The organism is Cyanobium sp. ULC065 (assembly GCF_977927515.1).
In genome coordinates, this window is sequence record NZ_OZ376393.1 from 98,308 (window position 1) to 123,383 (window position 25,076).

Below are 25,076 nucleotides of genomic sequence, written 5' to 3' on the forward strand. Positions count from 1 at the left end.
CGGCAACAGCGTGGTGTGGATTGGCCAGCGACACCGTGGCGTGAACCGGCCGGCTGCATCGTGGAGCGGATTAGCCGGCGAGACCTTGATGTGAACCGGCCGGCTGGGGCAGGCAGCAAACCGGATCGGCCACTGGTGGGTACTGCCTGGGTGGCCACCCTGGAGGGCTCCCCCCCTGCTTCCGCCCGTTCGAATCGTCATCCTCGCCAAAGCGCCCGTCCCGGGGCAGGTGAAGACCCGGCTGGAGCCGGCCCTGGGACCGGCCGGCGCCGCGCGGCTGGCCGAACGGCTGCTGCGCCGGACCATCCGCACCGCCTGTGCCAGCGGCCTGGGCGTGGTGGAGTTGTGCACGACTCCTACTCCCGACCATCCGGCCTGGCGGCGGCTGAACCTGCAAGCGGAGCTGGCCTGGAGCGTGCAGGCCGAGGGGGATCTCGGTGCGCGCCTGGCCGCTGTTGCTGAGCGGGTGCAGGCGACAGGAGCGCCTGTGGTGCTGCTGGGCATGGACTGCCCCGGCCTCGGCGTGCAGCATCTGCAGGTAGCGGTGGCCCAGCTGGCCGCCAACCAGGCCGCGCTGATTCCCAGCCGCGATGGCGGCTACGGGCTGCTGGCGCTCAGCCGCTTCGCTCCCTCCCTGTTCCGCGCGATCCCCTGGAGCACGGACGTCGTCTGCGGCATCACCCGCGAGCGGTTGCGCACACTCGGATGGTCGTGGGGAGAGCATAGCCCCCTGGCCGATAGCGACGAACCTGCCGATCTGGCTTGTCTGCCACTGGGACTGCGCGCACACCTCGAGACCTGTCATGGCCATCGATTCATCCCAGAGCCGACCGGAGCCCCAGCCCCCGTTCGCCAGGGAACTGCTCGACAGCCTGCAGGTGGTGATTCCGGTGCGCAATGAACGATTGACGATCGCCCATGTGATCGGCCAGCTGCACCAGCAGGGGCTGCGTCGCATCCGGGTGGTGGACAACGGCAGCAGCGATGGCAGCGCCCTGATCGCCGCCGCGCAGGTGGCTGAGGTGCTGAGCGAGCCGCACCCCGGCTACGGCAGGGCCTGCTGGCGCGGCTGCCTCCAGCTCGACCCCGCGGTGCGCTGGCTGCTGTTCTGCGATGGCGACGGCAGCGATCCGATCGAGGAGCTGCCCCGCTTCCTGCCGCTGCTGCACGACCACGACCTGCTGCTGGGCGATCGCACCGCCACCGCCGCCGGACGGGCGGCACTCACCCCCCTGCAGCACTGGGGCAACCGCCTGGCGACGGGGCTGGTGGCCCTGGGCTGGGGCTTCCGCTACCGCGACCTGGGGCCGTTGCGCCTGGTGCGCCGTTCCGCCTTCGAGGCGATGGGCATGCGCGACAGGGGCTACGGCTGGACACTGGAGATGCAGGTGCGGGCGATCGAACTGGGCCTGCGCATCGGCGAGATTCCCGTCTCCCACCGGCCGCGTCTGGCTGGGGACTCAAAGATCTCCGGTCGCTGGCGCGCCAGCGTGCGGGCGGGAAGCGTGATCCTCTCCACCCTCGGCCGGCTGTGGCTGCGGCGATGGCGTTGAGACTCCAGCTGTCGGCGGGGCTGCGGCAGGCCTGGCTGCGGCAAATATGGCTGCGCCAAGCCTTCAGCGCCCTGCTGCTGATCGGCGGGGCGCTGATGATGCGCCCCCACGGCGATCTGTTAGACCCCGCCAACCTGCAGCCGTTCTGGCTGGCGGCAGCGGTGATGGGGGCGGGCTTTGCCCTGTCCTGGTCGCTGGCCGCGCTGCCCCGGGCGCTGTTCTGGGCGGTGGCCGTGCTCACGCGGCTGGCGCTGCTGGGCATGGAGCCCGGCGATGACATCTGGCGCTACCTCTGGGAGGGGGGGATCCAGCTGCAGGGCTTCAGCCCCTACGACCTGCCGCCGGATGCCGCGGCGCTGGAGGGGCTGCGCACGCCCTGGTGGCCGCAGATCAACCATCCCGGCACGACCGCCATCTATCCGCCGCTGGCGCAGCTGCTGTTCCGGCTGCATGCCGCCGTGGCCCAGCAGGCGCTGCTGTTCAAGCTGTCCTTCACCGCCGCCGACCTGGCGATCTGCGGCCTGCTGGCGGCGCGTTTCGGGGCGGCACGCACGGCGCTCTACGCCTGGAATCCGCTGGTTGTTTACGGCATCAGCGGCGGCGGCCATTACGACAGCTGGTTCCTGCTGCCGCTGGTGGCGGCCTGGCTGCTTAGCGAGCGCACGCCCGGACCCCAGGGCGCCCGCGCACAGGCCGGGGTCGACCTGTTGCTGGGCCTGAGCGTGGCGTTGAAGTGGATCACCGTGCCGCTGCTGGTCCAGCGGGCCTGGAGCCGCTGGCGGCAGACACGGCGGCCCGGGCCGCCCTTGGCCACAGTCCTGCTGGGGCTGGCCCCCCTGCTGCTGGGGGCCTCCCTGTTCTGCGGCCTGCGCAGCTGCCCGCTGGTGCCCACCGGTTCCAGCTTCGTCCGCCACGGCCGCAGCGCCGAATGGTTGCCCCACTGGATCGGCCGGCTCTGGCCCTGGACGCTGCAGACCAATGCCGTGCATGGGCTGCTGCTGCTCCTGGTGGTGGGGGTGCTGCTCGCCGGCCGGGCGCGGCTGGGGGTGTTCGCCTGGCGCTACCTGCTGGCCCTGCTGCTGCTCTCCCCGGTGGTGCACGCCTGGTATTTCATCTGGCTGATGCCCTTCGCGGTGCCCAGCCAGAACTGGGGGGCGCGGCTGGTGAGCCTCTCGGCGTTCGTGTATTTCGTGCTGCTCTCGCGGCTGCCCGACTGGCAGCTCACCACCCCGGAACGGCTGCTGCTGTGGCTGCCGCTGCTGCTGGGTCTGCTGCTGAGCCTGCGGGGGGAACACCACGACCGAACCGAACCGTCCGCTCAGCGGTAAACCCCTGGTCTGCTTTCGCCCTGCCATGGCTTCGCTTCGTTGGCGTGTCCCGTCGCTGGCGCTCAGCGGGGTGCTGCTGCTCAGCGCCGCAGGCTGCGGCGGCGGGGCGGCCGCGCTGATCGGCCGCCAGAGCAGCGGCAGTACAACGGCCACCACCCCCCAGCCGCGCCTGGATCCAGCCCCCTTCAATGCCGTGCTGCAAGCGGTGGTGGACGCGCAGGGGCTGGTGGACTACGACACCCTGCAGCGCGATCCGGCCCAGCTGAATCGTTACCTCAAGGAACTGGCTGCGCTCATGCCCCAGCGCTTCGCCTCCTGGCCGGAGGCCGATCAGATCGCCCTGCTGATCAACGCCTACAACGCCCTCACCCTGCGCTCGATCATCGATCACAAACCAATCCGGCCCAGCATCAAGGACATCCCCGGCGTGTGGAAGTTCCGCCGCCACGCGCTGATGGGCCAGCAGCTCACCCTCGATGCGATCGAGCACGAGATCCTGCGGCGCGAGTACAACGAGCCCCGCATCCACGCCGCCCTCGTCTGCGCCGCGATGAGTTGTCCGCCGTTGCGTGGCGAGGCGTTCACGGGCGCGGAGTTCGAGCGGCAGCTGGAGGACCAGAGCAAGCGCTGGCTGGCCAGCAGCGTGGGTCTGCAGGTCGACCGGGCCGCCGGCACCGTGGGGATCTCGAAGATCTTTGAGTGGTTCGGGGACGACTGGAAGCGCGCCGATCCCAAGGCCGCTCCCGTGCCCGGCCACGCCCAGCAAAGCGCGATCCTGCGCTTCATCGCCCGCTTCCGGCCGGCCCCCCAGCAGCAGCTGCTGCTGGGGGGCGACTACCGCCTGATACACCTCCCCTACGACTGGAGCCTGAATCGCTCAAGGAGCTGATCAGGCCTGTGGGAGTTCGGCGTCCAGCAGGTCGCCGATTCGCTCGGCCAGCAGGTCGAAGCAGGCGGAGAAGGCCGTTCTGGCCTCTTTCAGCTCTGTGTGCGCAGCAGGGTCGGGCAGCCCCCAATGCAGCCGCGTGGCGTCGGCTGGCAGCGGGTCGCAGTGACGGGCCGCGTGATCGCACACGGTGATCGCCAGATCGAACGGGTCGGCCGAGGCCTCCAGCACCGCCGCCAGGCTTTTGCTGGTGAACTGGCCGGGGTCGACGGGCAAGCGGCTGATCTGCTCCAGCGCCAGCGGATTGACCCGCCCGGTGGGGGCACTGCCGGCGCTGACGACCTCGACGGCCCCCTGACCGAGGGCCTGAAACAGGGCTTCAGCCATGATGCTGCGCGCCGAATTGCCGGTGCACACCACCAGCACTCGCTGCCTGGCTCTCTTCGTCACAAGGTTGCTGCGCAATGGGTTGGTTGAGGGCGGCCCCATCCCCCGGCCCGTGCTGAACCGCTCAGGCGCTGGTGAGCGGCCGAAGAACTGGTGAACCGCCCAGGGACTACCGGCGGCGGTCGGAATCGGATGGCCACGCCTGGCGCCCATGCGCTTCCCGGGTCGCAGGCAGCACACGAGCCCTTGCTTCGGCTGCGTTCAGGAAGCACGGGGCTGGCGGGACTCGAACCCACGACCTACGGTTTAGGAAACCGTCGCTCTATCCGGCTGAGCTACAGCCCCTTGCGGCCCATTATGAGCTCCGCCCACGCGGGCATGATGGACCATGAAAGCAGGCGAGGTGGTCGCAATCGGGGCAGCGTTTCGGTCTTCGGGCCGGGCGCCGGGCCCGGTTGAGGAAAGTCCGGGCTCCCGAATGGCCAGGCTTGCTGGGTAACGCCCAGTGCGGGTGACCGTGAGGAGAGTGCCACAGAAACACACCGCCGATGGCTCAGGGGGGTTCGCCCACCGAGCACAGGCAAGGGTGCAAAGGTGCGGTAAGAGCGCACCAGCAGCATCGAGAGGTGCTGGCTCGGTAAACCCCGGCCGGGAGCAAGGCCGAGGGACAAGGGTTGGCCATGACACCCGTCCCGCTTCATGTGTGCCGCTCGAGGCCGTTGGTAACAACGGTCCCAGATAGATGACCGCCCCGGTCCGCTCCGGCGGAACGGAACAGAACCCGGCTTACGTCCTGCTTTCACCCCCTGACGATGACGCCCCCAGGCCCAACGCTGAGCCCCCGCCGGCAGCGCCAGCTGCTGGCCTTCCTGGCCAGCCTGGGGCTGGAGGAGCCCAGCACGGGCCCGTCGGGTCTGGCTCCGATCGATGAGGCCCTCACCCACACCTCCGCCGGCCTGGCGCGCAACCATGAGCGGCTGGAGTTTCTCGGCGATGCGGTGCTGCGGCTGGCCGCCTCCGAGCACCTGCAGCGCCTACACCCGCAGCTGAGCGTGGGCGCGCGTTCGGAGCTGCGGGCCCAGATCGTCAGCGACCGCTGGCTGGCGGACCTGGGCGATCGCTGCGGGATCGATGCGGTGGTGCGGCTTGGCGCCATGGCGGCTGGGGATGCCGCAGCGCGGCGCACGATCCGTGCGGAGGCCTGTGAAGCCTTGATCGGCGCGCTCTACGAAACCTGGGGAACCCTGGAGCCGGTGCACCGCTGGCTCTCCCCCCACTGGTCGGAGAGCATCGCGGCCCTCCTGGCCGATCCGCACCGCCACAACTGGAAGCAGGCCCTGCAGGAATGGACCCAGGCGCGGGGGCTGGGTCTGCCCGCCTACCGCTGTGAAGAGTGCAGCCAGGGGCATGGCGATCCGCGCCGCTTCCGCAGCGCCGTGGTGGTGGCCAGCTACGCCGCCGCATCACCGCTGGGCGAAGGCTGGGGCCGTTCGCGCCGCGAGGCCGAACAGCAGGCGGCCAGCGCGGCGCTCAGGGTGCTGGAGCTGGAACAGGGCTCCGCAGAGCTCAGGCCGGCTCCAGGCTGCTGAGGGGCAGGGTCACCAGCTTGTCCCAGTTGCCGCCCTCGAACAGCACCGCCACCTGCTTGCCGCTGAGGCGCTGCACGAAGCCGCGGTAGCCGTTGTAGATCGAGCGGGGGTCGCGGACCACCACGGTGGACCCGGGCAGGATCGGCAGCGCGCTGACAGCCATCGGTGGTCTGAAGGGGTGGCGCCATTATCGATGCTGATGCAGGCGAGCGGGGATGGCAAAAGGGGCACCACCGCGCCGTGATGGGGCTGAGCCGCCGCCGCAGGAGGCCCCAGCGGCCGATCCCTGGCTGGTGGTGGGGCGGATCGTGGCCGCCCAGGGCCTGGAAGGGGAGCTGCGCGTGCTGCCGCGCACCGATTTCCCGGAGCGCTTCACCCGCCCGGGGCCTCGCTGGCTGCGGAAGCAGCAGGAGCCCCCCCGGCCCGTGCGCCTGCTCAGCGGCCGTCAGCTGCCGGGGCGGGAGCTGTTCGTGGTGCGGCTGGAGGGGATCGGCAACCGCTCGGCGGCGGAGGCGATCGTGCAGCACGACCTGCTGGTGGAAGCGAGTGACCGCCCGCCGCTGGCCGAGGGGGAGTTTCACCTGTTCGATCTGCAGGGGCTGGAGGTGCGGCTGGCGCCCGGCGGCACGCCGATCGGCACCGTCGTCGACCTGATCCACGCCGGTAATGACCTGCTAGAGGTGAGGCTGAGCGAGGGGCGGCGGGTGCTGATCCCCTTCGTGACACCGATCGTGCCGCGGGTGGAGGTCAGCGAAGGGTGGCTGGAAATCACACCGCCGCCGGGTTTGCTCGATCCCTGAGACCCTCCATAAACTGAGTGCTCACACGGTCTCTTCTCCGACCATGAGCTCAGAGATCGCGTTTCTCGTGCCGGTGATTCTCTGCGGAGGGACCGGCACGCGGCTCTGGCCGCTCTCGCGCGCCTCCTACCCGAAGCAGTACTGGGCGCTGGCCGGCAGCGACGACACCACCCTGCTGCAGCAGACCCAGCAACGGCTGGAGGGCCTGCCCCAGCTGTCGCCGCCCCTGCTGGTCTGCAACGAAGACCACCGCTTCATCGTGGCCGAGCAGATGCGCCAGATCGGCGTGGATCCAGCCGCGATCCTGCTGGAGCCGGTGGGGCGCAACACCGCGCCGGCGATCGCCGTGGCCGCCCTGCAGGCCACCGCCCGCGGTGAGGATCCGCTGCTGCTGGTGCTGGCCGCCGATCACGTGATCCGCGACGGCGCCGCCTTCCGCGCGGCGATCACGGCGGGTCGTCCCGCCGCCGCGGCCGGCCGCCTGGTGACCTTCGGCATCGTGCCCACCGCGCCTGAAACCGGCTACGGCTACATCGAGGCGGCCCTGCCCTTCGCCGCTGTGCCCACAAACGGTGCCGCCGCCGGCCCCCTGGAGCCGGTGCCGATCGCCCGCTTCGTGGAGAAGCCCGACCGGGCCACCGCCGAGCAGTTCTTCGCCTCGGGCCGCTTCACCTGGAACAGCGGCATGTTCCTGTTCAAGGCCAGCGCCATCCTGGCCGAGCTGGAGCGGCTCACCCCCGAGCTGGTGAGCGCCTGCCGCGCCGCCCTGGAGCAGGATTCCGCCGACCTGGATTTCCTGCGCCTGGAGCAGGAATCCTTTGCCAGCTGCCCCAGCCTGGCCATCGACGTGGCCGTGATGGAGCGCACGGCGCTCGGTTCGGTGCTGCCGCTGGAGGCGGGCTGGAGCGATGTGGGTAGCTGGAGCGCCCTGTGGGACACCGGCGAGCGGGATGCCTCGGGCAACGTGCTGCGCGGCCGGGTGATCAGCGAGGGGTCGCGCAACTGCTATCTGCGCAGCGAGCACCGGCTGGTGGTGGGCCTCGGCGTCGATGATCTGGTGGTGGTCGAAACCGACGATGCGGTGCTGGTGGCCCACCGCGACCGGGCCCAGGACGTCAAGATGATCGTCAACCAGCTGGAAGCGGCGGGCGCCTCGGAAGGCAAGGCCCATCGCCGCATCTACCGCCCATGGGGCCACTACGACGGCGTTGTGGAGGGAGAGCGCTGGCAAGTGAAGAAGATCCTGGTGAAACCGGGCGCTTCGCTGTCGCTGCAGATGCACCACCACCGCGCCGAGCACTGGGTGGTGGTGAAGGGCACCGCCGTGGTGGAGAAAGACGGCCTCCAGGAGATGGTGGGCGAGAACCAGAGCACCTACATCCCGCTCGGCTCGAAGCACCGGCTGTCGAACCCCGGCAAGATCGCCGTGGAGATGATCGAGGTGCAGAGCGGCCCTTATCTCGGCGAAGACGACATCGTGCGCTTCGATGACGTCTACGGCCGCACCGACGCCCCCCACCGCGGCATCACCCAGGCGGCCAGCTGACGCTTAACCGGGGCCATACCCCGCCGGATTGGCCGACTGCCAGGCCCAGCCGTCCCGGCAGATAACGTCCAGGCCACGCTCGGTGCGCCAGCCCAGCCGCTCGGCCGCCAGGGCGGGATCCGCCACCGACACCGCCACATCCCCAGGCCGACGCTCTTCGATGCGGTAGGCGATCGGCCGTCCGCTGGCCCGCTCATAGGCGCGCACCACCTCCAGCACCGAATGCCCAGCGCCGCTGCCGAGGTTGAGGGTAAGGCGCTGGGGAGCTTCTGCAAGCAGCACCTCAAGGGCCGCGCGATGGCCGTCGGCTAGGTCCATGACGTGGATGTAATCGCGCACGCCGGTGCCATCGGCCGTGGGCCAGTCACCGCCGAAGACGCGCAGGAAAGGCCGCCGGCCGATCGCCACCTGGCTCACGAAGGGGAAGAGGTTGTTGGGCAGGCCGCCCGGGTCTTCGCCGATGCGGCCGCTTGGATGGGCGCCACAGGGGTTGAAGTAGCGCAGGAGGGCCACCCGCCAGCCGGGTTCGCTGGCCGCCACATCGGCCAGCAGGCGCTCCACCGCGGCCTTGGTTTCGCCGTAAGGGTTCACCGGTGCCACCGGCGCGGATTCGGGGATCGGCACCACGCTGGTGAAGCCATAGAGCGTGGCGCTGCTGCTGAAGACGATCGTGCGGCAACCGGCCTGGCGCATGGCCGCCAGCAACCGCACGCTGCCGCCCACGTTCACATCCCAGTAGCGCAGCGGGTCGGCTACCGACTCCCCCACCGCCTTGCAACCCGCCAGATGGATCACGGCCTCGATCGCTGCGGCGGCGAACGCCCGTTCCAGGGCGGCCGGATCACGGATGTCGCCCTGAATGAGATGCAGCGGCGCCCCCGCCAGTTCCTCGACCCGGCGCAGGGCTTCCGGGGAGCTGTTGGAGAAGTCGTCGAGCACCACCAGGCGATGGCCCAGCTGCAGCAGCAGCACAGAGAGGTGACTGCCGATGAAGCCTGCCCCACCGGTGATCAGAAGCGCGGCCATTGCGAAGGCTGGGTGTGCTTTCGGACACTACTGATCGGTAGCGGTGGCCAGCCGCCTCGCCCCTCGGGGGCGCTTCAACCCAGGCGGAGGTCGATCGTGCGCAGGCCGGGCTCCGGCAACGGCCAGGCCGGCGCCGCCAGCGGCTCGAGGGGCTCAGGATCGGGCACGAAGTGATGGGGCTCACCATCGCGGCGGAAGCAGACCAGCCGCTCCCCGCTGCCTGCCGCGAGGATCTCCAGCTGCAGGGGCAACTGGTTCGGGATGCAGGGATGCAGGGAAGGGAACAGGCTGCTGTGGCGGTAGCGGATCCCCAGCCAGCCGTCCGCGAGCGGCAGGTCGCGGCCGCAGAGGCGCAGCCGGTAGGCGGCGAGGAACGCCTCGTTCGCCCGCAGTTCCAGGCGCTGCAGGGAGCTGTCGACGAAGCGGCTGGTGGTGCCGCCCTCCGCCGGGGTGTCGCACAGCAGCGGCCAGGGCTCCAGGGCACGGCGGATCTCCAGCCGGGCGCCCTGCTGCTCCCAGGAGAGCAGCAACGGGAAGCGCCAGTTCCAGATCTGCCGGTAGGGCTCGGGCTGCATGTCGAGACCGTCGGCATCCAGCTGCTGAAGTACCTCCTGCAGATCGCTCCAGAGCGCATGGGGCAGTAGCGCCTCATCGTGGAGGCGCTCGTTGAAGGTGATCAGCTCGGTGGGGCGGTGGATCGGATCCAGCAGGTGCGCCGCCAGCGCGCTCCAGAGCAGCGCGATCGCCGCGGCCGACTCCGCCCTGGGCAGGGCCTCGATCGCCCGGAATTCGATCAGGCCCTGGCAGCCGCTGGGCCAGGCGGGGTTCCAGAACTTGTCGAAGCTGATTTCGCTGCGGTGGGTGTTGCCGCTGCGGTCGGCATGGAGGTGACGCAGGGTTTCACTGATCAGCACCCGCTGATCGCCCTCGGGCAACTGCTCCAGCGCGCTGTGGGCCAGTCGGAGATCGAGCGGGCTGGCACTGCCCTCATCGAGCCGCGGCGCCTGGGAGGACGGGCCCACCGAGCTGTTGCTGAACAGATAGGAGAGGCTGGGATGGTGCTGCCAGAAGCGCAGGATCGCCACCAGCCAGGCTGGCCGGCTGAAGAACGGGTTGGCCTCAAGGCTGGCGCCGCCCCAGAGCAGGTGGTTGCCGCCGCCGGTGCCCTGCTGCTCCAGGCCCTCACCCTTCGAGCTGCAGAGGCCCACCGCCACGCCCGCCTCGGCCAGGGTCTGCATCCAGCCGGTGTAGTCGGCCCAGCCGTGGCACACCGGCAGGTTGACCTCCAGCACGCCGGGGTCGGCGGTGAGGCCCAGCACCTGCCACTGGCCGTCCACATCGACAGGCAGCATGCCGCTGAGTTCGGGCTGGCTCCAGCCCGCGCTGGCGGCGGCGATCACCGTCAGCAGCTCGAGCAGGGGCTCGCGCGCCAGCGGCGGCAGAAACAGGTTCCAGCTGTCATCGCGGATCTCCAGCGTCAGCACCTGACGCAGCACCCCCTCGGGGAAATGCACAAGCGGCAGGCGCAGCCCGGCCGGACCGGGGGCCGGCAGCAGGCGGCAGAGCCGTTTGTCGAGGCTCCACTCGGCCGCCTGCCAACCCGCAGGGTCGCCCTCTTCGCTGGCCTCGGCGTGGTGGCAGAGCGGCACCGCCCAGACGCGGTTGTCGGGGGCGAGGGGATCCTTGAGCTTGAGCGGCTTGAAGCTGCAGCCCAGGGCCGAGCCGACGGCCTCCAGAAAGGCCTTGGCGCGTTTGCGCGGCAGAGGAGGCAGGCAGAAGGGCGCACCGAACTCCGGTGGACGCCCCGCCGCAGCGTCCTGGGGCCAGCGCACCAGGGGCAGGCCATCGAGGCCGGTGATCAACCGCAGCGCCCAGCGCGGGTTCACCTCGCCGTCGTAGCGCTTGCCCGGGCAGTACATCAAGGTGCTGCCGGGCCAGCTGCGGCGCTGAATCTCCGCCGCCAGCCCATGGGCGTAGACCAGCTTGGTGGGCCCATCGGCGGTGACCGACCATTCAGCCCCCTCGGGCTTGAGCGGCACGTAGGTGGGTTCACCGCCCAGGGTGAGGTGGATGCCCGCGGCCTGCAGCCGGTGCTCCGCTTCAACGGCCGTGTCCGCCATCCAGCCGGGAGTGGAAGTCAGGGGAGGGGGCGCGGGCCGTTGCAGGGAGTCGGCGGGCGCAGACGCGGGGGTGACGGGCATGGTCAGTGAGGGGTAGTCCGCAGGCTGGCAGGAATCACGGTGCAGGCATTGATCGGCACCGGCGCCACCTTCCAGATGCGTTCGGCGTACTCGGCGATCGAGCGGTCGGAAGAGAAGAAGCCGCAGCGGGCTGTGTTCAGCACCGACATGCGGCTCCAGCTGGCGGCGTTCTGCCAGGCCTGATCGACGGCGTTATGGGCGCGGCGGTAGTCGCCCATGTCGGCCATCACCCGGAACGGATCGCTGCCGCAGAGGTTGGCCAGCAGCGGGTGGAAGAGGTCGCGGTCGCCTTCGCTGAAGTGGCCCGAGCCGATCAGCTCGATCGCTTCGCGGGCGATCGGATCGTTCTCCAGCCAGGGCATCGGGTGGTAGCCGTTGCGGTTGAGCGATTCGATCTGCTCAGCGGTGTGGCCGAACAGGAAGAAGTTCTCGTGGCCCACCAGCTCGCGGATTTCCACGTTGGCGCCATCGAGGGTGCCGATCGTGACGGCGCCGTTGAGCGCCATCTTCATGTTGCCGGTGCCGGAGGCCTCCTTGCCGGCGGTGGAGATCTGCTCGGAGAGGTCCACAGCGGGATAGACCTTCTGGCCGAGGCTGACACTGAAGTTGGGCAGGAAGACCACCCGCATGCGGCCGTCCATGGCCGGGTCCATGTTCACGATCTCGGCGATGCCGCCGATCAGCCGGATGATCAGCTTGGCCATGTGATACCCCGGCGCCGCCTTGCCCCCGAAGATGAAGGTGCGGGGCGGCAGGTCCTCGCCGTTGCGCAGCCGCAGGTAGCGCTCCACGATCTGCAGCGCGGCCAGGTGCTGGCGCTTGTACTCGTGGATCCGCTTCACCTGGACGTCGAACAGCGACGAGGGGTCCACCAGCACGCCGAGGTCGTGGTGGATGGTGGCGGCCAGCCGCTGCTTGGCCTGGTCGCGCACGCTGCGCCAGCGCTCCAGGAAGGCACCGTCGTCGGCATGGACCTCGAGGCCCTTGAGCTCGGCCAGATCCCGCCGCCAGCCGCGGCCGATCGTCTCGTCGAGCAGGCCGGAGAGGAACGGATTGGCCACCGCGATCCAGCGGCGGGGCGTAACGCCGTTGGTGACGTTGGTGAAGCGATCGGGCCAGAGATCGGCGAACTCGGGGAACAGCTGCTGCTGCACCAGGTTGCTGTGCAGCTCCGCCACCCCGTTCACCTTCTGGCTGCCCACCACCGCCAGGTTCGCCATCCTCACCTTGCGCTGGGGCCCCTCCTGGATCAGCGACAGCCGCTCCAGCAGCTCGGGCTGGCCTGGGTAGCGGATCCGCACCATGCGCAGGAAGCGGGCGTTGATCTCGTAGATGATCTCGAGCTGGCGAGGCAGCAGCTGGGCGAACAGCTCCAGCCCCCAGGTCTCGAGCGCTTCAGGCAGCAGCGTGTGGTTCGTGTAGTTCACGCTGGCGGTGGTGATCGACCAGGCGGTGTCCCAGTCGGCGCCGTGCTCATCGATCAGCAGCCGCATCAGCTCGGCCACGGCGATGGCCGGGTGGGTGTCGTTGAGCTGCACCGCGAACTTGTGGTGGAACTCGGTGACCGGCAGGCCCTGCCCCTTGAGGATGCGGAACATGTCCTGCAGGGAGCAGCTCACGAAGAAGATCTGCTGGCTGAGCCGCAGGCGCTTGCCCTGTTCAAGCTCGTCGTTGGGATACAGCACCTTGGAGAGCGTTTCCGACTCCACCTTCTGCAGCACCGCGCGGGTGTAGTCACCGGCGTTGAAGGAGGCGAAATCGAAGGCCTCTGGGGCCTGCGCCGACCACAGCCGCAGCGTGTTGGTGGTCTTGACGCCATAGCCAAGGATCGGCGTGTCGTAGGCGACGCCCAGCACCACGTGCTGGCCGATCTGCACCGGGTAGGTCCACTCGGGGCGAATCACCTCCCAGGGGTTGCTCTGCGCCAGCCAGGGATCGGTGCTCTCCACCTGCCAGCCGTTGCTGATCTGCTGGCGGAAAATGCCGAACTCGTAGCGGATGCCGTAACCGATCGCAGGCAGCTCCAGGCTGGCCAACGATTCCTGGAAGCAGGCCGCCAGGCGGCCGAGGCCGCCGTTGCCCAGGCCCGGTTCGGGCTCCTCGGCGATCAGCTCCTCAAGGTCGACACCAAGTTCGTCGCAGGCGTCCTTGGCCGCCTCGCGCAACCCCAGGTTCACCAGGTTGTTGTCGAGGTGTGGGCCAAGCAGATACTCGGCGGAGAGGTAGCTGACGGTACGCACCCCTTCCTGGGTGTAGGCCTCGGCGGTGTCGACCCAGTTGTGCAGCAGCTGGTCACGCACCGCCAGCGCCAGGGCGCGGTAGTAGTCGTGGCGGGTGGCCAACGATGGCGACTTGGCCAGGCTGGAGAACAGGTGGCGGCGGATGCCCTCCGCCAGCGCCCGACCATCCGCAGAAGAGAAGTAGTCGCGGTCGGCGGGGGGTGCTGTGGTGGCGGCCATGGGGTGCTTATCAGCAATCGGACCTTCATGCTGCGGACTGTGGCCCTGATGCTGCGCCAACGGTTACCAATTCAGGTTCATTTCCCGTTTGCCGCGCCTGGGCGGCCAGCCCGCCGATGCGGCCGGAAGCGGCACCAGGTCAGAGCTGGAGCAGGTTCGGCAGGGTGTGCTCCGTGCTCAGCACATCGGCGGTGATCGCCCAACTGAGTTCGCTTTTTACGCCGGGCGGTCCGGAGAAGCTTCCCGACACCGCCGCGGTAAGGCCGGACTTGGAGGAGGTGGCCAGGGGGATGTAGCGGTCGTCGATGGCCCCCTGGCCGCTGGGATCGAAGCCCCGCCAACCGGCACCGGGCAGATACACCTCCGCCCAGGCATGCAGGTCGTAGCGCTGCGGCCTGGGCTCCACCAGGTGATAGCCGCTAACAAAACGGGCGGGCAGGCCCACGCAGCGACAGGCCTCGATCATCAGCACGGCCAGATCACGGCAGGAGCCCACCCGCTCCTTGAGCGTGCGGCCGGCGGGCCAGGCCGGCCCGACATGCCGCTGGGTGTACTTGACCCGGTCCTGGATCATCTCCACCAGCTGCTGCAGGAACATCAGCGCCCGCTGGTCGCTGCCCATCAAGGCCTCCTGGGCCAGCTCCACCGCCGCCGGCTCGTGCTGGCCATTGGGCAGCCAGCCATCGAGGGAGCCCTTGAGGTCGCTGTTCAGCAGGCCCACCGGATAGGGCAGCATGGGCTCGTTCTCCTCCAGGCAGGCCTGCAGCAAGGGCGGCATCTGGGTGTCCACCTCACTGGTGGCGCGGATCTCGAAGCTGTCGGTGCTGCCGGCGAAGCGAGCCCGCAGCACGTCATCACCGCTGGCGGCCACCAGCAGATGCAGCCGGTGGGGATCGGGCGAGAAGAACAGCTCGAAACTCACCAGACGCTGGAACCCGTGGGCCCGGGGCCGCAGGCAGAGGCGATGGGGACCCAGCTGGACCGGCGCGCTGTAGCGATACGAAAGGGTATGGGTTACGCGGGCGCGCATGCCGGGAGGAGGCGGTGGGCAGGGGGGGCGGGGGCACAGCCGAGGCGCTGGAGGAGGCCATCGACTGAGTCTCGCCAGAGCCCGACTGCACGCAGGCCGGGGATTGAGTGGCGTGGATGACGGTGTCGAAGTAGCGGTCGCTGATCAGACCATGCAGGTGGTTGAGATCACTCTGGAACTGGTCGATCGCTTCATGCAGGCCACGCCCGATCAGCTCGTCGATGCGCACGTAGCTCCAGTTGGCCAGCATCAGACCGGAGAGGCATTCCAGGTCGTCGGGCGGGCCGGGCACGGGGTTGCCGCGGATCACCCGCAGCGACTTGCTGAGGCCTTCGAGGCAATACCGCACCGAGCGGGGGAAGATCGGATCAAGCAGCAGGAAGGCCGCCACCGCCTTGGGCTCGATCGCCCGCTGCTGCGACTGGCGGAACATCTGATAGGCCCCGGCCGAGCGCAGCAGGGAGATCCACTGCAGCTCATCGAGCACGCCGCCCACCTCCTCCGGGCTCGGCAGCAGCAGGAAGTACTTCACATCAAGGATGCGGCTGGTCTTGTCGGCGCGCTCCACCAGGCGCCCCAGCTTGCTGAACTGCCAGGAGAGATCGCGGCTGAGCGTGGCATCGGTGACGCCATAGAACAGCTGGCAGGCCCGGCGCACCTCGTGCAGTTGCTCCTGGGCCGGCAGGCGCCAGAAATGGTCGCTTTCCTTGAGTGTGAGGTAGAGGTCGTTGATCTGCTCCCACATCTCCGTGGTGATCACCTCGCGGATCTGGCGGGCGTTCTCGCGGGCGGTGGCGATGCAGTTGACGATGCTGCTCGGGTTGTCCGGCTCGCGCACCAGGAAGCGCACCACATCGGTGGGGCCACCATCGGGGTAGAGGCGGTCGAACAGCTCGCGGTCGCCGCTGGCATCGATCAACGGCAGCCAGGGTTCGGCGCTGCCCGGCGGGCAGTCGAGCGCCATCGCCTCGCTCACTTCAAGGAAGCGGGAGATGTTCTCGGCCCGCTCGACGTACCGGTTGATCCAGTAGAGGGAATCGGCGACGCGGCTCAGCATGAGGTCTCATCCACGATCCAGGTGTCCTTGCATCCTCCGCCCTGCGACGAGTTGACCACCAGCGAGCCGCGGCGCAGCGCCACCCGGGTGAGGCCGCCCGGGCTCACCCAGGCCCCCTTGCCCCGCAGCACGTAGGGCCGCAGATCGACGTGACAGGGGTAGAGCTCACCTTCGCTGAGCGAGGGCACGGTGGAGAGCTCCAGGGTGGGCTGGGCGATGAAGTTGCGGGGATCGGCCTTGATCTTGTCGGCGAAGGAGAGGATCTCGGCCGGCTCGGCGTGCGGGCCGATCAGCATGCCGTAGCCCCCGGCTTCTCCCACCGCTTTCACCACCAGGTCCTTGAGGTGGGCCAGCACGTAGGCCTGGTCCTCGGGCCGGGCGCAGATGTAGGTGGGAACGTTCTCGATGATCGGCTCCTCCGCCAGGTAGTAGCGGATCATGTCCGGCACGTAGGCGTAGATCAGCTTGTCGTCGGCGACGCCGGTGCCCGGCGCGTTGGCGATCGCCACCCGGCCGGCGGCATAGGCCTCCATCAGCCCACGCACGCCCAGCATCGAATCGCTGCGGAACACGGCCGGATCGAGGAAGTCGTCGTCGATGCGGCGGTAGATCACATCCACCGGCTCGAGCCCGGCGGTGCTGCGCATCCACACCCGGTTGCCCTCGCAGACCAGATCGCGGCCCTCCACCAGCTGGATGCCCATCTGCTGGGCCAGGTAGCTGTGCTCGAAATAGGCGCTGTTGAACACGCCCGGGGTGAGCAGCACCACCGAGGGAGTGTCGGTCCAGGGGGCCAGTTCCCGCAGGGTCTGGAGCAGATGGGAGGGGTAATCGTCGATCGGCTGCACCGTGGGCCCGGAGAACAGGCTGGGGAACATCCGCTTCATCACGCGGCGGTTTTCCAGGAAGTAGGCCACGCCCGAGGGGCAGCGCAGGTTGTCTTCCAGCACGCGCCAGGTGCCCTTGCCGTCACGGATCAGATCGAGGCCGGAAACGTGGCACCAGCGACCCAGCGGCGGCTTGAACCCCGCCATCTGCGGGCGCCAGCCGTGGGAGCTGATTACGTCGGCGCGGGGGATGACGCCGTCGTTGAGGATCTTCTGGTCGCTGTAAACGTCGGCGAGGAAGCAGTCGATCGCTTCAAGACGCTGAATCAGGCCCTTCTCCAGGCGCTGCCATTCGCCCGCGCGGATCAGCCGCGGCAGGGGGTCGAAGGGCAGGATCCGCTCGCCGCCCTGCTCACCGGAGCCATTGAGGCGAAAGGTGGCCCCGAGGCGCTTGAGCAGCATGCCGGCGGCCGCGTGGTTGCGGTTGATCTCTTCAATGCCCAGCTGGCCCAGGGACGAGAGCAGGGGCCGCAGGGCGGCGCGGGGCTGGGACGAGGCGCTGAAGTATTCGTCGTAGCCCTTTGCGGGCTTGTAGTCGGTGAACATGGGCAGCCGCATCGGGCTCAATCATGAACAGCGGCGCGGGGCCGACCCGTCATGGTTGCTACCGATCAGGCCCGGCCGGCCTAGGCTCCGGCCCGGCCTGATCGGCCCTGGCGGTGAATCCGACCCTCAGAGCAGGAAATAACGCTGCGCCATCGGCAGCACGTCGGCGGGCTCACAGGTGAGCAGTTCCCCATCGGCGAACACCTCATAGGTCTGGGGATCCACCTCCACCTTCGGCAGGGCCGTGTTGTTGCGCATCTCGGCCTTGCCGATGCCGCGGGTGTTCACCACCGGCACGCAGGGCCGCGCGAGTCCCAGCTTTCTGGGCAGGTCGTCCTCGAGGGCGGCCTGGGAGAGGAAGGTGAGGCAGCTGGGGGCCAGGGCCTTGCCGAAGGCGGCGAACATCGGGCGGCCATGCACCGGGCCGGGGGTGGGGATCGAGGCGTTGGCATCGCCCATCTGGGCCCAGACGATCGAGCCGCCCTTGATCACCATCTCCGGCTTGACCCCGAAGAAACCCGGCTTCCAGAGCACCAGATCCGCCAGCTTGCCCACCTCCACCGAACCGATCTGGCTGTCAAGGCCGTGCACGATCGCCGGGTTGATCGTGACCTTGGCGATGTAGCGCTTGAGGCGGGTGTTGTCGTTGCGCTCCGAGTCGCCCGGCAGGGCTCCCCGCTGCACCTTCATCTTGTGGGCGGTCTGGAAGGTGCGCGTGATCACCTCGCCGACCCGGCCCATGGCCTGGGAATCGCTGGCGATCAGCGAGAAGGCGCCGATGTCGTGGAGGATGTCTTCGGCGGCGATCGTTTCGCGGCGGATGCGCGATTCGGCGAAGGCCACATCCTCCGGGATCGAGGGATCGAGGTGGTGGCACACCATCAGCATGTCGAGGTGCTCCTCCAGGGTGTTGCGCGTGTAGGGGCGCGTGGGATTGGTGGAGCTGGGCAGCACGTTGGCTTCGCCGCAGATGCGGATGATGTCCGGCGCGTGGCCGCCGCCAGCGCCTTCGGTGTGGAACGTGTGGATGGTGCGGCCGCCGATGGCGCGGATCGTGTCCTCCACGAACCCTGCTTCGTTGAGGGTGTCGGAGTGGATCGCCACCTGGATGTCGAAGCGATCCGCCACGGACAGGCAGCAGTCGATGGCCGCGGGGGTGGTGCCCCAGTCTTCGTGGAGCTTGAGGGTGACGGCACCGGCACGGATCTGCTCCTCGAGCGCCTCGGGGGTGCTGGCGTTGCCCTTGCCGAAGAAGCCCAGGTTCACCGGCAGCCCTTCAGCCGCCTGCAGCATGCGGGCCATGTGGAAGGCGCCGGGGGTGCAGGTGGTGGCGTTGGAGCCCGTGGCCGGGCCGGTGCCGCCACCGAGCAGGGTGGTGACCCCGCTGGCCAGGGCGGTTTCCACCTGCTGCGGACAGATGAAATGAATGTGGGTGTCGATGCCGCCGGCGGTGAGGATGTGGCCCTCGCCGGCGATCGCCTCGGTGCCGGGACCGATGACGATCGTCACCCCATCGGTGATGTCGGGGTTGCCCGCCTTGCCGATCGCGCAGATGCGGCCGTCGCGCAGGCCCACATCGGCCTTGACGATCCCCCACCAGTCGAGGATCAGAGCATTGGTGATCACGGTGTCCACGGCCCCCCCGGAGCGGGGGGTCTGGGCCTGACCCATGCCGTCGCGGATCACCTTGCCGCCGCCGAACTTCACCTCTTCCCCGTAGGTGGTGAAATCCTTCTCCACCTCGAGGAACAGCTCGGTGTCGGCCAGCCGCAGCCGGTCGCCGGTGGTGGGGCCATAGGTTTCGGCGTAGGCCCGCCGATCCATCCGATAGGGCATGGCTGAGGAAAGTCGAGGAGGACGGTGGGGGGTGGCTGGGGTGGCCGTCGCAGGGCAAGGGCAGCGCGCGCTGGTGGCGCCGCTTCAGTCGAGCGGGCCGTTGACAAGGCCGTTGAAGCCGAAGACCCGGCGCGCGCCGGCCAGGGGGATCAGCTGCACCTCCCGCTGATCACCGGGCTCGAAGCGGATCGCCGTGCCGGCCGGGATGTCGAGCCGCTGGCCGCGGGCACTGTCGCGGTCGAACACCAGCGCGTCGTTGGCTTCATAGAAATGGAAGTGGGAGCCCACCTGCACCGGGCGGTCGCCGCGGTTGGCCACATTGAGCGTGGTGACGGGCCGGCCGGCGTTGAGTTCGTGGCTGCCGGGCTCCGGCAGCAGTTCGCCAGGGATCAGAGGAGACATGCAGGCGGAGCGATCAGGGGGGATCAGCGGATCGGGTCGTGGAGGGTGACGAGCTTGGTGCCGTCGGGGAAGGTGGCCTCCATCTGCACCTCGGGGATGAGTTCGGGAACGCCCTCCATCACCTGGTCACGCCGGAGCCAGGTGCTGCCCTCCTCCATCAGCGCGGCCACGCTCTTGCCATCGCGGGCGCCTTCCAGCACCTGAAAGCTGAGCCAGGCCACGGCTTCGGGGTGGTTGAGCTTGAGACCGCGACCCAGGCGCCGTTCCGCCAGCAGGGCCGCGGTGACGATCAGGAGCTTGTCCTTCTCCTGGGGGGTGAGATGCATGGGGGACGCGATTGCCGGCCACACTCTTGCAGCGGCGCGGGGCTGGAGCAGGTTCAGCAGGAACGTTCGCTGCGCCAGCAGCGGCGTCGGTCATGGCCCCACCGTTGTTGCCTGCGCAAGCGGCCCCGGCACAGCCGGCAAGGCGGGAGGCACCTGCCCCGTCCAGCGGGCCTCCTCCAGCGCCGCCGGATACAGCCGCCGGGCAGCGTCCTGCGCAACCGGGCTCCGGCGCAGCAGGGCACGGTATTGCTGCAGTGCGGAGGTGGGCCGGAACAGCAGGCCCGCCGCCACGGCCAAAGCGGAGCCCAGCAGGTAATCCAGCCAGCGGTGGGGGATGTACCAGGCCACCAGCGGTCCGTAACCGACAAAGGCCACCCCGCTGGAGATCAGCGCGGTGCGCAGGTACGCCTCGCCCTGCAGCGCCACCACCAGCGCCGCGGTTCCGCCCATGACCACGGCGGTGCTGAGCGGGCTGAGGCCAAAGCTGTCAAACACCAGCAGCGGCATCAGCACACCGAGGCTGACTCCCACCATGCGATCGCGCACCCGGGCCAGGGTGGCGCCGAGGCTGTCGTTGAGCAGCAGCACCACGCCGAAATAGAGGTACTTGGGGGCGACGGCGCCGAGGCCTTCGCCGATCGGCAACGCCAGTACGGCCACCACCAGCTTGCGCCAGAAGAACGGCGAGGCCAGACCCGCCGCCAGGCGCGCGGCCAGCGGCGGGTCGGCGGCAGCCGGCTCAGGCTCCTCCGCTGGCGCCTGGTGCCCCGCCGGACTCCACACCACCTGCACGACACTGCCGACCACGAGCCCGAGCGCGATGGCGGCCAGTTCGTTGCCCAGGCTCAGCCAGCTGCTGGTGGCGTTCAGCAGCGGCAGCACACCGGTGATGGCGAGCACGTTGCCGAGCGGCCGCAACGCGCCGGGCAGCAGCAGCATCAGGACCTGCATGAGCGCGGCCACCAGGCCGAACACGAACACCTCCGGCGCTCCGGCGAAGGCCTCACCGATCAGCAGCCCGATCGCCATCGAAAGGCCGCTCAGCCCCACCAGCACCGGGTACACGGGCAGGGGCCAGCGGCTGAAATCCGGGCGCACCACCAGCGCCGCCACGATCACCCCGTAGGCGGCCGCGCTGCTGTCGAGGCCCAGGCCGGCCGCCAGCGCCGCGGTGAAGCCGCTGGCCTGGGCGATCACCAGGGCGGCACGCAGGCCCCGCGAGGGCAGCGGGGCTGCGGCGCCTGTCACCGAGGCCGGCCGCCGAGGGCCTGGATCCAACCCACCAGCAGCACCACCCCCAGCAGAGCCACCCAGAACCACAGCCGGGGCGGGCTGCTGGCGGCCGCCAGCGCCAGCAACAGCAGGGCCAGCCAAGGGGCCGGGGACGCCCAGGGCGCCAGCCAGGGGACCAGCGACTGCCGCAACGGGCGGCGGCGGGCGCGGGCGGCGACGGCCTCAGCGCGGGGGTTGCTCATCGCTCGGTCCCCCCCAGCCAGCGCAGAAACGGCAGCACGAAGCTGACCAGCGGACGCCGCTCCAGCTCGACCCGGGCCAGGGCCGGCGTGCCGTTCTCAAGCTCAAGATCGGGGCCGTTGCCACCGCTCCAGCGCAGGCCGCTGGGGGTGGCGGCCGGCTCCAGATCCACCAGCACCAGCATCACCGGCGCGGTGACCTTGTTGCCCAGGGTGGCGAGCGGATCGCCGCCTTCCCCGAAGGCCTCCTGGCGGCTCCGGGCCGCCATGCTGGCCGCCAGATCGCTGTCGCCCAGCACATGGGTGAGCGCTTCGGCATCCAGGGAGATCGGTGACAACGAACGGATGCGGCCCGTCAGCGCGCCGTAACGCTGCGCGGTGCCGCCGTAGCGGTCACGGCTCTGAAGCTGGGGTTCCACCTGGACCCGGGCTCCGGGCCGCAGGCGGCTGGCGTCGGCCTCGGTGAACAGGGTGATGGCGGTGCGGTGGCGTGACACCGCCTGCGGAGGGGCTCCGACAACCGCGATCCGCTGGCCCGGAACCACCGCCTGCCCCGGGGCCACCAGCAGCGACAACAGCGTGCCGGCGCGGGGGGAGAACACCTGCTGGCTGACCAGCTGGGCCTGCAGTTCGGCGCGGCCGGCCTCCAGCTGGGCGATCTGACCTTCCAGGGCACGGATCTGGCTCCGGTTGCGCAGGTAGAGGTCCTGAGCTCCCACCCAGAGCGGGCTGTAGCGCGGAATCACCTCGTCGCGCCGCAGCGATTCGAGGGCGGCGAGCTGTTGGCCGATCGGCTGATTGCTTGTGCGCAGGGTGTCGATCTGGCTGCGCATCGCCTGCTGCTGGAGATCGATCGCCTGGTTCTGGCGCCGGATCGCCTCAGGGTTGGCCGCCACCCAGCCGCCCCCCGGTGCCGCCTGATCAACCCGGTTGATCGTGGCCAGCAGCTGGCCCTGACGCAACGGCGCCCCCACCGCCGCCGCCAGGCGCTGAATCTGGCCGGCGGAGCGGGCATAGACGCCGGCGCGGCTGTCCGGCTCCATCAGCAGGGCGCCGCCATGCACCAGCACAGGCACCCCGGGGGCGAAGGCCCAGGTCAGCGCCAGGGCACTCACGGCCGCGATCGGCAGCAGTCGGGGCAACAGCGGCGCTGGCGCCGTGGTGCTGCTGGCCGGCGCTTCGGGCATTCGCCACAGGCCCGAAGGGCACCACCGAAAGGAGCACGTAGGGTACGCGCCACGTCCGGTGGTGTCGATTGGTTGGCCGCAGCTGCCGAGGCCAGATCGCCTGGTGGGCCATCGCCTGGCCGCTGCTGACGGCCACCGTAGCCATGCCAGCCACAGCGGCCACACCAGGCCCGCCTCCGGCCGTGCTGCGCCTCAGCCTCGAGCAGGCGCTGGCCCTGGGGCTGGAGCGTTCGCTGCCGCTGCAGAGCGCCGCGGTGGCCATCGAGCAGAGCAGCTCACTCGTGGCACTGGCCAGCAGCGCCTTCCTGCCGAAGCTGGATCTGCTGGGCCTGGGCACCTACGCCCAGGTGGGCACCGACATCAACTTCATCAGCAATGTCTCCACCATCGGCGACCTCAACCTCAACCTGGGCAGCCAGGGGTATGCGGTGGTGCAGAACGCCTTCGGCAATCTCGGTCTGGCGCTCAGTTATCCGCTGATCGATTTTCGCCGTGGCCCGCTCAGGGATGCCGCCAGGGCCAACCTGGCGGCCGCACGGTCGCAGCAAATGGAGCAGCAGCGGATCAGTCGCTTCGCCATCACCACCGCCTACCTCAATCTGCAGCTCGCCGATGCATTGATCCCGGTGTGGCAGCGGTCGCTGGATGTGTCCACGCGGCTGCGCCGGGACGTGAACGCCATCCGGGCCCGCGGCCTGGCCAGCCGCAGCGACAGCGCCCAGGCCGAGGCCTTGCTCGAGAACGATCGGCGCGGCCTGGCAGAGGCCGAAGCCCAGGTGGAAATCAGCCGCAGCGGGCTGGCGCGGCTGCTTGCCCTACCCGCGGATCAAGCCGTGGCCGCCACAGATCGCCTGCAACCCGGACCGGCCTGGGGACAGGACCTGCCCAGCACGATCCGCCGCTCACTGCTGGATCGCCCCAGCCTCGCCGCGCTGGAGCAGCAGCGCCAGGCCCAGCTGGCCCAGGTGCAGCTGGCCAGGGCGGCGCGGCTGCCGTCGGTGGGGCTGTTGCTCGGGGGCGGCATCAATGCCAACCGGATCAACCTGCCGGTGCTGTCGACCAGCACCACCGTGGGGCTTTCCTCGGGCCCCAGCGCCGCCTTGCCGCAACAGAGCGCCGGCGCCAGCCAGTCGGGCAGCTTCTACGACTGGGGCGCCCTGATCAGCCTGCGCCAGCCCCTGTTCGACGGCGGCAGCGCCCGGGCCGCCACCGCCGTGGCGCAACGGCAGGTGGAGCAGCAGCAGATCGCCATCGCCAGCGCCGAGCAGGCAATCATTCAGAACGTGGAAACCTGGTGGCAGACCCACCGCGCCACCGCCGCTCAGATCACCGCTGCCGCCGCCGCCGCCCGTGCCGGTGAGCTGGCGGTTCGCGATGCCGAGTTGCGCTATCGCGCCGGCATCAGCCCGATCCTGGAGGTGATGATCACCCAGCGGGATCTGCAGCTGGCCCGCACTGCCCTGGCGGTGTCCATCCACCGCTGGAACCTCAGCCGCGCCGGCCTGGAGCTGGAAACCGGCGCCGCAGAGCCCCAGCCCAGCACCGCAAGGCCAGCGCCCAGCCCCACAGCGCCCTGACACCGCCGGCTCAGCCGAACGGCGACTCCTGGAACGGCCACACCCGCGGCAGCTGGGGCGGCGCCAGCCCCCGTTCGGCGCGAATGCGCGCCCAGAGGCGCGTGAACCAGTAGCGGGCCGCCTGGGTGGAAGGGCCCCGGTAGCGGGCCACCAGGCCCTGATCGAGGCGGCCGCAGGCCATCTCCCCCACCAGACCCTGGCGGTCGTCGCGGCAGCGCAGCAGCAGCTCCTCGCTCACCGGCGCCGGCGCCGCCCACACGAGGCTGCCGAAGACCGGAGCACCGCCCAGCCCGTGGGCGTGATCGAGGCTCCCGCCGCCCAGCTCCAGGCGATCGACCACGCTCCAGCGCCCTTCACGGCGGATCGCCAACGAGGATCGCCAGCGACCGGCACCGAGGGATTCACCATCGGCGCTGCGGCCGAGCCGCACCACTTCGGCGCCCAGCCAGCTGGCTCCAGCCGCCAGCTCCACCCGGCTGTCCTGCTCGTAGAGCGCGCCGGCGTACAGCACCAGCTCCTGGGGCAGCCATTCGAGATCGGCGCCGTCCTCCAGGCGGAACGCCAGCAACTGCCGCGCCCACTGGCCCTCAGGCGCCAGGCGGGAGCGGCCGATCGAGCCATAGACCTTCTGCGCCGCCACGCTGGTGACCAGGGCCCGGCTGCCGGCCTCCAGCCGGGTGTCGATCGCCAGCTGATCGCCGCCCACCAGGCCTCCGGCGGTGTGCAGCAAGGGCAACTCACAGCGGCCATCGGCGCGGCTGAAGGCGCGTTGGATCTTCAGCGGCGAGGTGGCTCCCCCCTGGTGCAGGGTGAGCGGCGCCGAGGGCGAGAGGGCGAAGCGAAGACTGGCCTCACCACGCCAGCTGCTGGTGGATGGGGGCGGATCCGCAACGATGACGTGGGCCAGGAGGGGAAGGGGCAGTGAGCCGATGCTGCGAGCGAAGCGGCGGCCGTCAGGTAGCGGTCGCCACATTTCTCGCC

Annotated in this window: 22 protein-coding genes, 1 tRNA gene, 1 other RNA gene and 1 pseudogene; 9 read left to right on the plus strand and 16 right to left on the minus strand. The window is 69.8% G+C overall.

Features of this window, described 5'->3' with window-relative positions; genetic code table 11:
* The first annotated feature begins 229 nt into the window (after positions 1-229).
* The 4 genes from ACXMDP_RS00445 to ACXMDP_RS00460 are packed head-to-tail and all read left to right on the plus strand — an operon-like array spanning position 230 to position 3,770.
* A complete protein-coding gene (locus tag ACXMDP_RS00445; protein WP_457766993.1) occupies positions 230-901 on the plus strand; it encodes a TIGR04282 family arsenosugar biosynthesis glycosyltransferase in 672 nt (223 codons plus the stop codon).
* On the plus strand, positions 804-1,553 hold the full coding sequence (locus ACXMDP_RS00450) for a glycosyltransferase family 2 protein (protein WP_259730638.1): 750 nt from the start codon (positions 804-806) through the stop codon (positions 1,551-1,553). The genes ACXMDP_RS00445 and ACXMDP_RS00450 overlap by 98 nt, the downstream gene beginning before the upstream one ends.
* The gene (locus ACXMDP_RS00455; RefSeq protein WP_259730637.1) at positions 1,544-2,881 is read left to right on the plus strand and encodes a hypothetical protein; all 1,338 of its coding nucleotides are present in this window, start codon (positions 1,544-1,546) and stop codon (positions 2,879-2,881) included. Before ACXMDP_RS00450 ends, ACXMDP_RS00455 begins: the two co-directional genes overlap by 10 nt.
* A 25-nt stretch (positions 2,882-2,906) precedes the next feature.
* Positions 2,907-3,770 carry a DUF547 domain-containing protein gene (locus ACXMDP_RS00460; RefSeq protein WP_457766994.1) on the plus strand — a complete coding sequence of 288 codons (864 nt, stop codon included), beginning with the start codon at positions 2,907-2,909 and terminating at the stop codon, positions 3,768-3,770.
* Here ACXMDP_RS00460 and ACXMDP_RS00465 read toward each other — a convergent pair whose 3' ends face one another.
* Both ACXMDP_RS00465 and ACXMDP_RS00470 read right to left on the minus strand, forming a co-directional pair.
* Complete coding sequence (locus ACXMDP_RS00465; protein WP_457766995.1) at positions 3,771-4,154, minus strand: hypothetical protein; 384 nt, start codon at positions 4,152-4,154, stop codon at positions 3,771-3,773. It abuts the gene before it with no gap.
* A gap of 271 nt (positions 4,155-4,425) precedes the next feature.
* Positions 4,426-4,499, minus strand: a tRNA-Arg gene (locus ACXMDP_RS00470).
* Positions 4,500-4,545: 46 nt separating this feature from the next.
* Here ACXMDP_RS00470 and rnpB point away from each other — a divergent pair.
* An RNA gene (gene rnpB / locus ACXMDP_RS00475) (RNase P RNA component class A) lies at positions 4,546-4,958 on the plus strand.
* Between the two features lie 8 nt (positions 4,959-4,966).
* The gene (gene rnc, locus ACXMDP_RS00480) at positions 4,967-5,743 is read left to right on the plus strand and encodes a ribonuclease III (RefSeq protein ID WP_259729702.1); all 777 of its coding nucleotides are present in this window, start codon (positions 4,967-4,969) and stop codon (positions 5,741-5,743) included.
* Here rnc and ACXMDP_RS00485 read toward each other — a convergent pair.
* Positions 5,721-5,906 (minus strand): NAD(P)H dehydrogenase subunit NdhS, encoded by a 186-nt coding sequence (locus tag ACXMDP_RS00485; protein WP_255100566.1) that lies wholly within the window; start codon positions 5,904-5,906, stop codon positions 5,721-5,723. The two genes, rnc and ACXMDP_RS00485, sit on opposite strands and share 23 nt — an antisense overlap.
* Positions 5,907-5,958: 52 nt before the next feature.
* Here ACXMDP_RS00485 and rimM point away from each other — a divergent pair, with 52 nt between their 5' ends.
* Both rimM and ACXMDP_RS00495 read left to right on the plus strand, forming a co-directional pair.
* Entirely contained in the window at positions 5,959-6,543 is a 585-nt protein-coding gene (rimM, locus tag ACXMDP_RS00490) for a ribosome maturation factor RimM (RefSeq protein ID WP_259729703.1), read from the plus strand.
* A 43-nt stretch (positions 6,544-6,586) separates the two neighbouring features.
* The gene (locus tag ACXMDP_RS00495; RefSeq protein ID WP_259729704.1) at positions 6,587-8,089 is read left to right on the plus strand and encodes a mannose-1-phosphate guanylyltransferase/mannose-6-phosphate isomerase; all 1,503 of its coding nucleotides are present in this window, start codon (positions 6,587-6,589) and stop codon (positions 8,087-8,089) included.
* 3 nt (positions 8,090-8,092) lie between these two features.
* On the opposite strand, the gene galE is transcribed toward ACXMDP_RS00495, so the two are convergent.
* The 12 genes and pseudogenes from galE to ACXMDP_RS00555 all read right to left on the minus strand — a co-directional run bounded on the left by galE (position 8,093) and on the right by ACXMDP_RS00555 (position 22,518).
* Complete coding sequence (gene galE / locus ACXMDP_RS00500; RefSeq protein WP_259729705.1) at positions 8,093-9,115, minus strand: UDP-glucose 4-epimerase GalE; 1,023 nt, start codon at positions 9,113-9,115, stop codon at positions 8,093-8,095.
* Between the two features lie 74 nt (positions 9,116-9,189).
* On the minus strand, positions 9,190-11,316 hold the full coding sequence (locus ACXMDP_RS00505) for a transglutaminase family protein (RefSeq protein WP_259729706.1): 2,127 nt from the start codon (positions 11,314-11,316) through the stop codon (positions 9,190-9,192).
* A 2-nt stretch (positions 11,317-11,318) separates the two neighbouring features.
* Entirely contained in the window at positions 11,319-13,775 is a 2,457-nt protein-coding gene (locus tag ACXMDP_RS00510) for a glycogen/starch/alpha-glucan phosphorylase (protein ID WP_259729707.1), read from the minus strand.
* A gap of 139 nt (positions 13,776-13,914) precedes the next feature.
* Entirely contained in the window at positions 13,915-14,805 is an 891-nt protein-coding gene (locus ACXMDP_RS00515; protein WP_259729708.1) for a transglutaminase family protein, read from the minus strand.
* A gap of 121 nt (positions 14,806-14,926) precedes the next feature.
* Positions 14,927-15,862, minus strand: a pseudogene (locus ACXMDP_RS00520) (alpha-E domain-containing protein); the annotation flags it as partial.
* The gene (locus ACXMDP_RS00525; RefSeq protein WP_259729738.1) at positions 15,856-17,295 is read right to left on the minus strand and encodes a circularly permuted type 2 ATP-grasp protein; all 1,440 of its coding nucleotides are present in this window, start codon (positions 17,293-17,295) and stop codon (positions 15,856-15,858) included. The gene ACXMDP_RS00525 and the pseudogene ACXMDP_RS00520, both read right to left, overlap by 7 nt.
* Before the next feature lie 126 nt (positions 17,296-17,421).
* The gene (ureC, locus tag ACXMDP_RS00530) at positions 17,422-19,131 is read right to left on the minus strand and encodes an urease subunit alpha (protein ID WP_259729710.1); all 1,710 of its coding nucleotides are present in this window, start codon (positions 19,129-19,131) and stop codon (positions 17,422-17,424) included.
* 84 nt (positions 19,132-19,215) lie between these two features.
* Positions 19,216-19,533 (minus strand): urease subunit beta, encoded by a 318-nt coding sequence (locus tag ACXMDP_RS00535; protein ID WP_094513865.1) that lies wholly within the window; start codon positions 19,531-19,533, stop codon positions 19,216-19,218.
* A gap of 23 nt (positions 19,534-19,556) precedes the next feature.
* Complete coding sequence (locus ACXMDP_RS00540; protein WP_094513867.1) at positions 19,557-19,859, minus strand: urease subunit gamma; 303 nt, start codon at positions 19,857-19,859, stop codon at positions 19,557-19,559.
* Positions 19,860-19,949: 90 nt separating this feature from the next.
* A complete protein-coding gene (locus tag ACXMDP_RS00545) occupies positions 19,950-21,137 on the minus strand; it encodes an FUSC family protein (RefSeq protein WP_457766997.1) in 1,188 nt (395 codons plus the stop codon).
* Complete coding sequence (locus ACXMDP_RS00550; RefSeq protein WP_259729712.1) at positions 21,104-21,334, minus strand: hypothetical protein; 231 nt, start codon at positions 21,332-21,334, stop codon at positions 21,104-21,106. The genes ACXMDP_RS00545 and ACXMDP_RS00550 overlap by 34 nt, the downstream gene beginning before the upstream one ends.
* Positions 21,331-22,518 carry a hypothetical protein gene (locus ACXMDP_RS00555; RefSeq protein WP_259729713.1) on the minus strand — a complete coding sequence of 396 codons (1,188 nt, stop codon included), beginning with the start codon at positions 22,516-22,518 and terminating at the stop codon, positions 21,331-21,333. The genes ACXMDP_RS00550 and ACXMDP_RS00555 overlap by 4 nt, the downstream gene beginning before the upstream one ends.
* A gap of 143 nt (positions 22,519-22,661) precedes the next feature.
* Between ACXMDP_RS00555 and ACXMDP_RS00560 the strand changes: the two genes are divergently transcribed.
* Positions 22,662-24,095: a TolC family protein gene (locus ACXMDP_RS00560; protein WP_259729714.1), complete on the plus strand. Its 1,434-nt coding sequence runs from the start codon at positions 22,662-22,664 to the stop codon at positions 24,093-24,095.
* A 10-nt stretch (positions 24,096-24,105) separates the two neighbouring features.
* On the opposite strand, the gene ACXMDP_RS00565 is transcribed toward ACXMDP_RS00560, so the two are convergent.
* Positions 24,106-25,068, minus strand: coding sequence for an urease accessory protein UreD (locus ACXMDP_RS00565; RefSeq protein WP_259729715.1), 963 nt, complete (start codon positions 25,066-25,068; stop codon positions 24,106-24,108).
* Positions 25,069-25,076: the final 8 nt, after the last annotated feature.